This window comes from Methylocella sp. (assembly GCA_037200525.1).
GTDB lineage: Bacteria > Pseudomonadota > Alphaproteobacteria > Rhizobiales > Beijerinckiaceae > Methylocapsa.
Genome location: JBBCGG010000001.1, coordinates 1,838,832 through 1,852,293, shown reverse-complemented (window position 1 = coordinate 1,852,293; position 13,462 = coordinate 1,838,832). Strand labels below are relative to the sequence as shown.

At 60.6% G+C, this 13,462-nt stretch carries 11 protein-coding genes; 4 read left to right on the top strand and 7 right to left on the bottom strand.

Annotated features, from left to right (window positions below):
- Positions 1 to 4 precede the first annotated feature (4 nt).
- Positions 5 to 787: an ABC transporter ATP-binding protein gene (locus WDN46_08965; protein ID MEJ0093554.1), complete on the top strand. Its 783-nt coding sequence runs from the start codon at positions 5 to 7 to the stop codon at positions 785 to 787.
- Between the two features lie 26 nt (positions 788 to 813).
- Positions 814 to 2,073 (top strand): SfnB family sulfur acquisition oxidoreductase, encoded by a 1,260-nt coding sequence (locus WDN46_08960; GenBank protein ID MEJ0093553.1) that lies wholly within the window; start codon positions 814 to 816, stop codon positions 2,071 to 2,073.
- 230 nt (positions 2,074 to 2,303) lie between these two features.
- Here the strand turns inward: WDN46_08960 and WDN46_08955 are convergent, their stop codons facing one another.
- The 3 genes from WDN46_08955 to WDN46_08945 form a co-directional block, all read right to left on the bottom strand.
- Entirely contained in the window at positions 2,304 to 3,203 is a 900-nt protein-coding gene (locus WDN46_08955; protein MEJ0093552.1) for an NAD(P)-dependent oxidoreductase, read from the bottom strand.
- Positions 3,204 to 3,324: 121 nt separating this feature from the next.
- Positions 3,325 to 4,113 carry a 2-oxo-tetronate isomerase gene (otnI, locus tag WDN46_08950; GenBank protein ID MEJ0093551.1) on the bottom strand — a complete coding sequence of 263 codons (789 nt, stop codon included), beginning with the start codon at positions 4,111 to 4,113 and terminating at the stop codon, positions 3,325 to 3,327.
- Positions 4,114 to 4,231: 118 nt separating this feature from the next.
- A complete protein-coding gene (locus tag WDN46_08945) occupies positions 4,232 to 5,125 on the bottom strand; it encodes an NAD(P)-dependent oxidoreductase (protein MEJ0093550.1) in 894 nt (297 codons plus the stop codon).
- Between the two features lie 623 nt (positions 5,126 to 5,748).
- On the opposite strand from WDN46_08945, the gene WDN46_08940 reads away from it, so the two are divergent.
- On the top strand, positions 5,749 to 6,309 hold the full coding sequence (locus tag WDN46_08940) for a LacI family DNA-binding transcriptional regulator (protein MEJ0093549.1): 561 nt from the start codon (positions 5,749 to 5,751) through the stop codon (positions 6,307 to 6,309).
- Between the two features lie 209 nt (positions 6,310 to 6,518).
- On the opposite strand, the gene WDN46_08935 is transcribed toward WDN46_08940, so the two are convergent.
- Positions 6,519 to 6,734, bottom strand: coding sequence for a hypothetical protein (locus tag WDN46_08935; protein ID MEJ0093548.1), 216 nt, complete (start codon positions 6,732 to 6,734; stop codon positions 6,519 to 6,521).
- A gap of 214 nt (positions 6,735 to 6,948) precedes the next feature.
- Between WDN46_08935 and WDN46_08930 the strand changes: the two genes are divergently transcribed.
- A complete protein-coding gene (locus tag WDN46_08930) occupies positions 6,949 to 7,863 on the top strand; it encodes a LysR family transcriptional regulator (GenBank protein ID MEJ0093547.1) in 915 nt (304 codons plus the stop codon).
- 89 nt (positions 7,864 to 7,952) lie between these two features.
- Here WDN46_08930 and fae read toward each other — a convergent pair whose 3' ends face one another.
- The 3 genes from fae to WDN46_08915 form a co-directional block, all read right to left on the bottom strand.
- The gene (gene fae, locus WDN46_08925) at positions 7,953 to 8,492 is read right to left on the bottom strand and encodes a formaldehyde-activating enzyme (protein MEJ0093546.1); all 540 of its coding nucleotides are present in this window, start codon (positions 8,490 to 8,492) and stop codon (positions 7,953 to 7,955) included.
- Positions 8,493 to 8,553: 61 nt separating this feature from the next.
- Positions 8,554 to 12,039, bottom strand: coding sequence for an AAA family ATPase (locus tag WDN46_08920; protein ID MEJ0093545.1), 3,486 nt, complete (start codon positions 12,037 to 12,039; stop codon positions 8,554 to 8,556).
- A 3-nt stretch (positions 12,040 to 12,042) separates the two neighbouring features.
- A complete protein-coding gene (locus tag WDN46_08915) occupies positions 12,043 to 13,281 on the bottom strand; it encodes a DNA repair exonuclease (GenBank protein MEJ0093544.1) in 1,239 nt (412 codons plus the stop codon).
- Between the last annotated feature and the right edge of the window lie 181 nt (positions 13,282 to 13,462).

The window sequence follows — 13,462 nt, the reverse complement described above, 5'->3', positions numbered from 1 at the left end:
TTGCATGACCAGCGCACAAGCCCTTCTCGCTATCAATGATATTGCCGCGGTCTACAGCCATGCGATCGTGGCCCTACGCGGCGTCACGCTGGACCTGCGCAACGGCGAGATCCTTGCGCTGCTCGGCGCCAACGGCGCCGGGAAGTCGACCACCCTGAAGGCGGTGTCGAATCTGCTTCCGGCGGAGCGCGGCAAGATTACGAACGGGTCGATCCTCTTCGACGGACAGGATGTCTCGAGCCTCAGTCCCCCTAAACTCGTCCGGCTCGGTCTGGTCCAGGTTCTCGAAGGCAGGCACTGCTTCCGCGCCCTGAGCATCGAGGAAAATCTCGTCACCGGCGGGTTGGGCCGCGGGTCGACCCGCTCGGAGATCGCGCAGGATCTTGAGCGGGTCTATGCGATCTTTCCTCATCTGAAGCGGAAACGCCGGACGGCCGCCGGTCTGACCTCCGGCGGCGAGCAGCAGATGGCCGCGATTGGAAGAGCGCTAATGGCGCGGCCTCGACTATTGATCCTCGATGAGCCGTCGATGGGGCTCGCGCCCCTGGTCGTGCAGGATATTTTCCGTCGGTTGAAAGCACTGAATCGTACGGAGGGGCTCTCAATTCTGCTGGCTGAGCAGAACTCGACTATCGCGCTGCGCTACGCCGATCGCGCCGTCGTCATCGAGGCGGGCGTCAGCGTGCTCGCCGGCGCCGCTACAGACCTTCGCGCCCGCGATGACATCAAAGCGTTCTATCTCGGTCAAGCCATAACGCCGGACGGATCTCCGGCGCGCGCCGCCTAAGTTACTTCTTTCAACAGGAGCAATCCATGACAACTGCCTTCAAACACGCCGATATCGATCGGGCTTCGCAACCTGTCGCCGTTTCCGCCGTTCCGCGGCCTAAGGAGCCGGCTCACGTCATCACCAGCGACGCGGAGGCAATCGCTACCGCGCAGGATCTCGCAGGGCGCTTCGCCGAAGGCGCCTCGGAGCGCGACCGCCAACGCATCTGGCCCGTGGCGGAGCTCGATGCCTATTCGCAAAGCGGCCTGTGGTCGCTCAACGTGCCCAAGGCGTTTGGCGGACCCGAATTATCATACGTAACGATAGACAAGGTGATCCAAATCATTTCAGCGGCGGACCCCTCGATCGGCCAAATCACACAGAACCATATTGGCATCGTCGCCGCCATCCGCACCAACTCCGATGAGGCGCAGCAGCGGCTGTTCTTCGCCGAGGCCCTTAAGGGCACGCGTTTTGGAAACGCCTTCTCCGAATTCGGTTCGAAGCGTGCCGCCGATTTCGAGACCAAACTCACTGATGCCGGCGACCATGTGTTGGTCAATGGCAAGAAATTCTATTCCAGCGGGGCGCTGCTGGCTCACCTGGTGACTATCGTCGCGCTCGATGACGAGGGACGCGCTTGGTATGCCATTGCCGATCGCAATGCGCCGGGACTGAGCGTGATCGACGACTGGTCCAGCTTCGGCCAGCGGACGACGCTGAGCGGCACGGTTTTGATCGACAATGTCAAGGTGCCCAAGACCCATCTCGTGCCCGGCTATAAGGGCTTTGAGCGCCCGACCGCCGATGGCGCCATTTTTCAGATCATCCAGGCAGCGATCGATACCGGCATCGCCGAAGCCGCGATCAAGGATACGGTCGCCTTCGTTCGAGGCGGCGCTCGCGCCTGGATCGACAGCGGCCTGGACCACGCCTGGCAGGATCCGTACACGATCCAGGCTATTGGCGACCTGACCCTGCGCCTGCATGCGGCTGAAGCGCTCCTCGAAAAGGCTGGCGTCGCTGTCGACCGCGCAGTTGAGAACGCAACTGCCGAAACCGTCGCCAAGGCGCAGATCGCTGTCGCCGAGGCCAAGGTCCTTTCGACTGATATAGCTATTACGGCTACCAACAAGTTATTCGAACTCGCCGGCACCCGCTCGACGCTCGGCGTGCACAACCTGGACCGACACTGGCGCAACGCCCGAACCCATACGCTTCACGATCCGGTGCGCTGGAAATATGCGATCCTGGGCAATTACGCGCTCAACGGCGTAAATCCGCCGCTCCACGCATGGAGTTGATTGGATCTCTAACGAAATCTTGAGATCGGCAGGGGCTCTAGATTCGCGTCAGTCATTGCACCGCTGTCGATACGACCCGAGGACGCTCACGGCGAAAGCGCGTGCGCGGCCTCGTTGGGGCCCGGATTTAGAGCAAGCTTCGATAAGATTGCATCATATTCAGCGGCCTTCGAACAGGGCGACAACGCCATCCTAGACTGTCACTCCGACGAGCCGCGCCCCTGCGCAAGTTATTTATCCGTGAGCTTCACGCCATTTTGAGCGGCGACGATGTCGGACAACACGGGCACGTAATCATCGCCATGGCCGCTCGCGACCGCGGCCGCAAAGCTGTTGCGCACCGCAGCGCCGACCGGATTTACGACATTGGCCGCCTGGGCGAAGGACGCAAGGTAATTCGTATCTTTCAGCGCATTCTGTAGCGTGAACTTGTGGGCGTCGCGGTCGCGCTTGAGCACATAGGTGAAAAACGTGTCGTAGAATGGGCAGTGCATGCGTCCGCCCCGGATGACCTTATCGAAGACCTGCGGCGTCAGGCCGGGTTTGGCGCCCAGCGCCAAGGCCTCGGAATAAAGCGCCGCATAGCCGAGCGATATGAAGTTGTTCAATAGCTTCATCGTGTGGCCGGTCCCCGTTGGCCCCGTGTGGACGATCTTGCCAGCGAAACAATCGATGACGGGGCGAACCCGTTCGACCACCGCGTCCTCGCCGCCGACCATGACGTCGAGGGTTCCCTCCCAGGCGTCCTTGGGCGTGCGGCTGAGCGGTGCGTCGATCAAGGTGATGTTCTTTGACGCGAGTTCCGCCGCCAGCCTTATCGTGACGGCAGGTTCGGATGTCGAGCAGTCGACGATCACGAGCGCTTTGCCCGCGGAGGAGAGACCATTTGGTCCATTGATGGCGGCCTCCACCTCGCGCGATCCGGTCACGCAGAGGAACACAATATCGCTGCGCTCGGCCAGATCGCGGCCCGAGATCGCCTCGGCGGCGCCCCGCCGCTTCAGATCCTCTACGCTCTCGCGTTTGCGATGGCCGAGCACGGTGAGGGGGAAGCCTTTTTCCACGATGTTCTTGGCCATCCCGTGACCCATGAGGCCGACGCCGATGAAGCCAATTCTTGCCTTGCTCACGATGATGTTTACTCCACAAAAGGACGTCAGCGCGCCTCGATTGCGCGCGCGAAGAAATCGGGGGCGCCGAAGTTGCCCGATTTCAAAACGATCCGAAGGCCAAGATGATGCATGATGCTCATCACAGATCCCCGCCTACCCTGCGGCGATAGGGAGCAAACCATCCAAACCCATCTTCGGTGCGTCCGCGCGGCCTGTATTCGCAGCCGACATAACCGCCGTAACCGAGACGATCCAGCTCCGCCCAAAGAAACGGGTAATTCAGCTCCTCGTCATCCGGCTCGTGGCGGGATGGCACGCTCGCAATCTGCACATGGCCGATGAGCGGCATCAATGCTTGCATGCGCTTCGTCACATCGCCGTGAATGATTTGGCAATGATAGAGATCGAACTGCAGTTTTACGTTTCGCAGGGCAAGATCGCGGATCAGATCCGCCGCGAGATCGAAACTGGATAAATAATAGCCTGGATTGTCGCGAAGGTTCAGCGGCTCCAGCAAGAGATCGACCCCGCGATCGACCAGGCGATCCGCGCACCAGCAAATCGCATCGCGATAGGCCGCATCCGCCGCTGCGCTCGCCGGCGCGATCCCAGCCATCAGATGCACGCGCCTTGCGCCCGTCGCCTCGACGTAAGGCAAGGCGCGCTCAAGACCCTCGCGAAGTTCTTTGACCCGCTCGGGAAAGACCGCAAGCCCGCGCTCGCCAGCCGACCAATCGCCTGCGGGCAAGTTGAACAAGGCTTGCGTGAGCCCGTTTCGGCGCAACCGCTCCCCGACATGCTCGGGTGGGTGATCGTAAGGGAACAAAAACTCGACATGCTCGAACCCTGCTTCTGCGGCGGCGTCGAAACGGTCGAGAAATGGATGTTCGGTGAACATCATTGTGAGGTTGGCCGCAAACTGTGGCATGATCGGCCGCTATTCCTCCGCGCTTTTCGCCAACCACGGCATGCATGAATGCACCTAGCCAGCCATTGAAAAGCCCGTCGTTGTGACGGACTTCCTTCTTTGACGACGGCGGCGATTGTTACTTGGCGGGAACGTAGCTCCGCCAATTGTGCTCCTCGCGGAAGCCCAGCACCTCTTTGGCCTTCTTGTTCGACATCAGGCTTTCGAACTCGCCAAGATTCCCGCGCACCGGCACCTTCGGGTAGTAGCGCTTCAGCAGTTCGGCCGTGGGCAGATTGGACGAAGTATGGTCGTTGATCGCGTTGAAGATCTGGAACCCCAAACCATCCTTTTCGATGCCGAGACGGATGATCTGCCCGAGATCGCGAGCGTCAATATAGGTCCAGGCGATGCGCTTGCGGAAATCCGGCTTGGCGAAGAAGCTCGGGAACAGGGCATATTCGCTCGGCTCCACCACATTGCCGATGCGGATCGCATAAATGTCGGCGCCCGTGCGGCCAGCAAAGGCTTGCGCGGTCTTCTCATTGCAAATCTTTGAAAGCGCATAGCTGTCGCGCGGATCTACGGGATAGCCTTCGTCGAGAGGAAAATATTCCGGATCGCGGTGGCCATAGTTGAACACGATCCCGTAGGTCGTCTCCGACGACGCGATGATGATCTTGCGGATGCCGAGTTTGGTCGCCGCTTCAATGACGTTGTAGGTCCCCATCGTATTGACGCGGAAAACTTCGCTGTCGGCCGTGAGCATTATACGCGGAACCGCAGCGAAGTGCACCACGGCGTCGAGCGGCTGCGGGCTCAAGTCCTGATCGAATTCGTGCAGACCCATATAACTCGACAGGGCGTTGAACACCTGTCCTTCATCGGTGATGTCGGTGATCAGCGTACGGACCTTCGGATTATCGAGCGGCTTGGTATCGACGTTGAGCACCTGGTAGCCATGCTCAACCAGATGCTGAACCACATGGCGGCCAGCCTTGCCGCTGCCGCCGGTGAACATTACGCGCTTCATATATAGACCTCATACAGGAACGGCATCCGCTTAAAATCCAGGTTGCCCCAGGACGCGTCAAGCGGATCAAAACGGTAGCTTCTCAAAGTCTTGAGCAATCGGCTGATGGCGGCGATGTCTTGGCAAGGCGGACCGCGGGCATGAAGCGCGCGATCCGGTCATCGTCGAACCCAATCAGAACTTGTATTGATCGATGTTGTCGGCGCCGACCATCTCGGCGACGATCGCGCCCTCGTAAACCGAAAGGATGCGGTCGCAAAGCGGCAGCGCCATTCTCGCCGAGGAGCGTCATGACGCGAGAAGGCCAAAGCGTCAGACCGACTCCGCGCAGCGCCTCGACAGGGCCAAAATTCTTCATGATATGAGAGGCCTGATAGAGCCCCGGCTCATCAGCGCGGCAGACGTGTTAGGTGCTGCAGACAATAATGTACCCTCCGGCGCGGCTCTCTTGAGGAAGCCTGTCACGCGCTACGCTACTGCAATTTAAATGGTAGCGCAATCATGATTTAGCCTGATGCTGCCATCAATGCGTTGCGTCTCGAAATCGCTCTTGGCTGCGCGTTGCGACTGATATGAACCACACTCTTGTGGCGTCCAACGCGCCGCCGCATTAGGCTCGCTCCATGAAGCACGCTCCCCGCTCCGCGAGATCCGTCGGACAAGTCGCCATCGCCGTGACCCTGAAGCACGTCGCCGAGCGAGCTGCCGTTTCTCCAATCACGGTTTCCCGCGCGCTCAATAAACCCGACACAGTGTCGAAGGCCTTGCGGGCGCGGATCGAACAGGCGGTAGAAGATCTAGGTTATGTGCAAAACCGCGTCGCCGGAGCGCTCGCCTCGGCCGAATCTCGGGTTATTCCCGTGATCGTCCCGTCGCTCTCCAACGCGGTTTTTGTCGAGACCATCCAAGGCATTCAGGATGTGATTCAACCCGCAGGATATCAATTGCTGCTGGGCAATACCGAATATGACTTAAACCAGGAATACTCCTGGATCTCCACGTTTCTCGGCTGGTCGCCGCCGGGATTGATCGTCGCCGGCACGCGTCATCTCGCGCGGACCTCCGACTTGCTCAAACGTTGGGGCAAGCCCGTGGCCGAGATCATGGAATATGACTCGCATTCGATCGATATCAATGTCGGTCTGTCTCACTCCGATGCCGGAGAGGCCATGGCGATCATCTGATCGAGCGGGGCTACAAGGAGATCGGTTTCGTCGGCTGCCGCATCAAGTCCGACTATCGCGCTTGGCAACGCTTCAAAGGGCTCGATCGAAGCCTCGCCGCGGCGGGCTTAACCCGACGGCCGCCGTTCATTCTGGATGCGCCGACAAGCGCCGCGCTCGGAGGCGAGACCCTCGTCCATCTCCTGGCGGAGAAACCCGAGCTTGACGCATTATTCTTCGCCAATGATGACCTCGCGGTCGGCGCCCTGCTGCGGGCTCAACGCGATGGCGTCAAGATTCCCGAGCGCGTGGCGATCGCCGGCTTTAATGGCCTCGGGCTTGCCGAATTGGTCACGCCGGGATTGACCACCATCGCTTCGCCTCGCCGCGAAATCGGCCAGATCGCCGCAGAGAAGCTTTAGCGCGCATTCGCGGCGAGACGTCATCCCTGAAGCGCGTCAATGTCGGTTTCAAGCTCATCGCGCGAGAAAGCACCTGAGCGTCGACCCTCGCGATCGCTCGCCGGCTGATCCAACACTCGCGGACGCGCGGATGCCCGGCGCGATCATTTGCTGTGAAAGTTGCAAACTTGAAGAATTTGGGCAAATAGAGCAAATCTGCGCGTCATTTTCCCGACGGACGCAACACTAGAGGACCGAAATGGATCGATGGACTGAGGTTGAGCTGTTTGTTCAGGCTGCGGAATTAGGCAGCTTGACGCGAGCTGCGGAAGCCCTTGGAATATCGAACTCTGCGGCCAGCCGGTATCTTCTGGCGCTTGAATCACGCTTGAACGTAAGGCTCGTGCAACGGACGACCCGTCGACTCTGCCTGACAGAGCTGGGCGAGCAATTCTATGCGCGCAGCAAGGATATTCTCTCAGAGATGAAGGAGGCGGAGGCGGCTGTCAGCGAGCATGCGCTCAATCCGACGGGCACGCTTCGCATAAGCGCCTCCCTATCGTTCTGCCTCAAATATCTTTTGCCGCTGATCCCGGAATTCACCCGACGCTACCCCGATGTCACGGTCGATGTCGCAGCGTCCAACCGCTCCTATGATTTGATCGAGAACGGCGTTGATATGGCGATCCGCACGCGGCGCATCGAAACGGACTCCTCGACCACAATCCGCCGCTTGGCGGAGACGCGTCGATTGCTCGCCGCCTCGCCTCAATATCTTGCGAAGCACGGGACGCCGATGACGCCGGACGATCTCAGGCGTCATAAGCTCCTGCTCTATACCTTGGCGGACAAACCGAACGAATTCCATTTCCGCAAAGGAGATGAAAGCATCATCGTCCCCGTGCAGGGTCTTCTTTACGCCAATGACGGGCAGATCATTCAGGCCGCAGGCCGGGATGGCCTTGGGATCTTGGCGCAGCCCGCGTATATCATCCACGACGATCTCGCCGCCGGCCGACTCGTGCGGGTTCTGGATGATTGGGATCTTCCCAGATTGACGATGAACATCGTCTTTCCGACACGGACGCACATGCCTATTAAGGTACGGCTCTTCATCGCATTTCTCGTCGAGCAATTTCGCAAGCACGACTATGAGACGCTGTGGATGTCGTAATCTTTGATGCGGCGTGCGGCCTCAGAACAGCAGCCGACGCGCCTGAGGGAGTTCGTCGCCGACCCGACAGGGTCGACAACGACTAATGGTTAGGCGTCAATCACGCCTTCAAGAGCGTAGTGCTTGACGGCCTTCCGATTGGCGATCAATTGGTCGACCGTCGGCTCGCCCTTCATCGCACGTGAGATGGCGAGTTTCGTCGCCTCATAATTGGTGCGATAGAGATCGCGCTTGTCGAGGTTTTTATTGTTCGCGCAACGCCGATCCAGCCAGACCATGATGATCATGCAAAGCTCATCCGCGTCCTTCTTCGGCAGAATGCCTTCTTTGAGGCAATCGACGATTGCGTCGCCTGTGGCCGCCTGGACGACGCCGCCGAGCAATTCGACATAATCGCTGGAGTTTACGGTCACTTTGGTGGTCATCATGGTCGCCGGACGCACCATCTGATTGAGGTCGCGGATGACGAACATGCGCGGATGACCGGCGACCTGCCCCGCCATCGCGGCGAAGGCGTGGCCCACGGGACCCTTGACGTTACCAATCATTACCTCCGGCATGGCGTCAGTGAATTGCCCTTCGGCGGCAAGGACCGTCGCCTCGCCAGTGCACAGCCAAATCTCGCTCATGTTTCGTTCCTATAGTTTGAGGGTGTGGTCGAATAGCATTGTCGCGGGAAAGGCGGAAGGGCTAACCAGCCGAGAGATCGATTATGGCGGCGCGCTGCGCCGCAACCAACGGCGTCGCGGCGTCGATGACGTGGCGGTGGTGGGTGAAGACCAGCACCTGCGTCGTCCGCCCAAGTTCGGCCAGCAAGCCAAGGGCGGCGAGGCCCCGGTCGTCATCGAAATGGACCAGAAGATCATCGGCGATAAATGGGAGGGGCTCCGCCGCTTGGCAATATTGTTCGATGCTGGCGATGCGGAAAGAAAGATACAATTGGTCGCGGACGCCGTCGCTCATCATGGCGACGGGAACCTGTTCTCCATCCGTTCGGCGCCCGACGACGACAGGCAGCCCTTTGCCATCGATGTCCGTTTCAACGCCCGCGAAGGCGCCGGCCGTCGAAGCCGCAAAGAGCGCTCCAGCGCGTAGGATCAAAGGGTCCTTTCGCCGCTCGCGAAGCCTGTCCATCGCGGCTCTCAGCAAGTCCTCGGCAAGAGCGATCTCGACATAACGCTCCAGCACGCCGTGGATCTCAGCAATCGCGCGCTCTCTCTCGGCCGCGAGGGCATTGAGGCCCTCGTAGGCGGATAAGGCATCAAGCTCTCGTTTGCGATCCTGTTGCGCGACGAGCGCAGCCTCGAACTCTTTGGCGAGTTCCGCTGACTCGCTTTCAAGCCGCAGCGCGGCAGCTTTGATTTCATCGAGATCACGCCCCCCCCATTCCGCGCGCAACGCTTCAATGGAAAGGTCGTCGCCGCCTGTGACGATCGCCTCGGCGAGTGTTTTGAGCCGGTTCGCCATGGCGTTCCGCTGCTCACATCGCTCCGCAAATTGGGCAAGCATCCTGGGCTCGCAGGAGGCCTCGCGGCAAAGCGCATCTACTTCCGCGCGGATGCTCTCAGCGAGGCGCTTCTTTTCGCCTCGCTCGGCAATGAGTTCATTCAGCTGCGGCATCAAGCTGCCGCGTGCGATCTCGATCTTGCGCGCGGCGTCAAGACGCTCGACCAGCATCTTCGCCGCAGCGACTGCATCCAGCGGCAAAGGGAATTCCAGCGATGGCGCGATGCCCCGCACCGCAGCAAGGAGCGCGGCCTCGTCATCGTCCATACGCCTCAAGCGGTGACGCACGATCCGAACGGCGCTGAGAAGCCCAGCTGCGGCGGCCCATTGCGTGGCGACCTCATTGACGCGCTCGGGCGGGAGCGGCGGATTAAGGCCAAGCGCGCGAACCGCCGGATCCCATATCGCCCGCCACTTCGCCTCGACTTTTTGGAGGGCGACCTGAGAGTCCTCGATGGCGCTCAGTTTGAGCTGGACGCCGCGCAACGCGTTTTCATCCTGCCTGAAATCCGCATAGGCATCGTCATGGGCCTTGATGCTCTTACTCGCGGCGGCCGTGCGCGCGCTCAAAGGCGACGTCGCAGGCAGTTTCAGTTTTGCCTCCGCCTGCGACAAAGCTTCGAGCCGCGGCGCGATATCGGCCTTCTGCGCTTCGACGCCTTCAACCTGCGCTCGCCAATCAGCATATCGCGCGAGAGCAGCGACGCACTCGTCTGACAAGAGCTTCAGCCGGCCGAGATTCTCCGCGCGTTTTACGGCCTCAGGCCAAGCCGCGCTCCAAGCTGCGCTAGCCGCCGCCAGTTGCCCATCGAGCGCCAGCCCCTGTTGAGCCAGCGCCGCAAGCGTGGAAACGGCGCTTGTGTGTTCGCGCTGCGCCAGATCAAGCGCGGCGATCCGATCAGCCTCGTCCGATTTCCTATCGGCGAGAGCGTCGGCCAATTTTCCGCGCTCCTCTTGCAGCCCCACATCGGACAGCCGACCTTGCTCGGAACGTGCGGCCACCGCTGCGCCGCCAGAACTCAGATAGCGCGCCTTGATCTCATTCCATATGCGGTCGCGTTCTTCGCGCGCGGCTTCTATCATAGCTGTCGAAGGCACATCGCGGCCGGCTAGGAGGCGTTGTATATCTGAAGCGGCTTTGTCGCGCTTTTCTGTCGCCGTCGCGATCTTGTCGAGCACCGCCGCCTTTTCGACTTCGATCACCTCTTGTCGGCGAATCTGAGATTGAATCACGTCGGCGTCAGGACAGCGCCACGCCATCAATTCGTCGATCGCGCTGAAACCATTCCGAGCAAGCCTGGCGTCGATCTCCGCTTTGAGCTGGGCTGCCTGACGCTCTTTGGATTCCGCCAAAGCGGTCAACGCGGCAAGATTAGCGAAGTCCGCCGCACTGACGCCGAAGGGTTCATGCTCGCCCGCCGCCCGGCGTGCATTCTGGCGTTCGGCGATCGCCTCAAGCGTCTTGGTTTCCCGCGCGCACTCCGCGATGAGGCTGGCGATCTTGCCGCGATGCTCAAGGGCTTGCGCAGCTAGTCGCTGCGCCGTCTCGATCGCCTCCGGCGCAGGCGCGGCCGCTTCCAATTCCGCATCGCTCGCGAGGCCCACGGTATGGCGCACGGTTTTGAGTTCATCGCTCAATTTGGCGAGCTCGACCTCGCGGTTCGAGCGGTCATCGCGGGCTTTGCCGACGTGAATGGCTTTTTCGCCAACATCGCGAATGGCGGTTTCCGCGTCAAGCAGAGTCATCGGCAGCGCGAGCGCAGCGATCTTGGCCTGCAAGATATTGCATCGCGCTTCAGCCTCGCGCAGATCGTTTTCTCCCCGCTTCAAAGCCTCAAGGGCTGTCTTACAGGAAATTGGAAAATCGCCACGCAAGACCGGCAGGTCTGCGAAGACGGAGAGTTCCTCTTTGACGCGGTCAAATTCACGGATCGTGGGAACGACGCGGGCAAGACGGCCGTAACGCAGTGTCTCTTGGGTCAACCCTGAAAGCCGAGTTCTATGCTCGGTCACAGCATCTTCCGCAGCATTGAGAGTCTGCCGGGCTTTGACATATTCCTCCCGCGTCATCACGCCTTTCTTGAAAGCTGCATCGGCCGCCGCAAACGTGTCGAGCCCGATGTAAAACAGGCGATCGGCTTTGCGCCGCGTGTCAAACAGACTCGATGCCTTGTCTTTGAGCTCATCGACCATTTCGACGAGCGACCGCAGGCCGCCGCCTGCCTCGAGAATCAATCGGCCAATGTTGCCGTCGGCGGCCAAGAGATGCTGGCCGCCGGTGCGGAGCGTTTCATGATTGAGACCGAACAACGATGCGAACCTCTCGCGCCCGGTGGATCCGAGGAAGCGCGTGAACACAGCCTCGTCGACGGCCTGACCGACCTCATCCGTCAGCGTGCGCGTGCGGCCTTTGCGCCTCGTCGTCGAAAGGCGCGTTCCATCCGCGAGAACGAGCGTCGCCGACAGCCGGATGCTGGCATAGCCAAAGACGTGACCGCGGGTGGTCTGGTCTGGAATGCCGTAGAGAAAATCGGAAATGGCCTCGAGGCTGGTGCTCTTTCCGGCCTCATTGGGACCGTAGATGAGCACAAGCCCTGGCGTCGCGGCAAAATTTAGCGTGCGGCTATCGCTTCGGCCGTATTTTTCGAGCGTGAGCGATTCGAAGCGCATCGGCTAACGCTGCCCCTTGCGCAACAACGCCAGCGCGAAGTTCCGCGCCCGCTCTGCCCCTTCGGCCTCGAGCTGCGCCAGGAGCGCATCGACCTGGGCATTCATCGGCAATTTCGCGCGGATCTCGCCGAGCCGATCCGCCAGCCGATCCTGCAGCCAGCGGCTATCAGCGAGCTCATTGATGGTGCGATGCAGATCGCCTGCGATTGTTGGATCGAGGCTGGCGCTTTCGCCCGGCGGCGAGGTTTTGACCGCCAATTTCTCCAACCAGATATCGCTCGCTGCACCGGCCAGCAGGGTTTCGGTCTCCTCGCGAAGCTCGGCCGCCCCCGTCACGAGATCGGCATGAAGCGCGGTCGCTCCCGTCAGCGTCAGGCGGAGCGCCAGCGCGCGGCCGTCAGCGGCGGCATAGGCGCCATCAATCAGCGATCTGATCGCGGCGAGAAGCTCGTGACGATCGTTGAAGGCGGAACAATCCAGCTCCTCCGCGGCCCAGCGAATCACATCGAGCGCGCGATGTTCGAGCGCAACGATGGCTCCCTCCTCGACGGTGACGAGCGTCGCTCCTTTTGCGCCGGTCTCGCGGATGCTCCGCCCCTGGAGATTGCCGGAAAAAACAATATAGGGCGAAGTCGAGAGTTCTTCGCGGGCGTGGATGTGGCCCAGCGCCCAATATTGATAGCCGTGGTTCGTCAGTTGCTCGACAGTGCAAGGCGCATAATTTGCGTGGCCGTCGCGGCCAGCGCCGGCGGTATGCAGCAGTCCGATATTGAAGCGGCCGGCAACGGGCCTTGGGTACGCAAGGGCGATATTGTCGAGCACATCGCGTTGCGGAAAGCTTTGTCCGTGGACGGCGGTTTCGATTTCGTCGACCAGCACGGTGTCCGGCCGTTTCGACGAAAGCAGGGTTACGTTATCGGAGAGTTCGAGGCGTGCGGCGAAGCGATTTTCGGCGTCGTGATTGCCGGCGATCATGATCACGCGAACGCCGCGCTCCCGTAAACGCCGCATGCGATCGACGAAGAATTGGCCGGTGCGATAATCGCGCCACTGGCCATCGAACACATCGCCGGCGATGACAATGAGGCGGCATTCCTCTTCAATGGCGAGCGCGATGAGATTGTCGAACGCGCGCCGGGAGGCGTCATCGACGCGCGCGGCGAAATTTTCCGATTGCTTGGCAAGGCCAAGCAATGGACTGTCCAGATGGAGATCGGCTGCATGAATGAAACGGAAGCGCAAACGAGATCACCCGAGAAATCATATCCGCGCCTGTCCCCTATGCGAACCGCCAAGCTCAGGGCGCCGCGCTTTGGATCAAAGCTGCTGAAGCGCCACCATATACGGCTTGAGGTTGATTCGGAAACCTTCGCGCGCCCGGAACGGAAAGCGCGACGTAGCGTTTGCGCCAATTTACGATGGC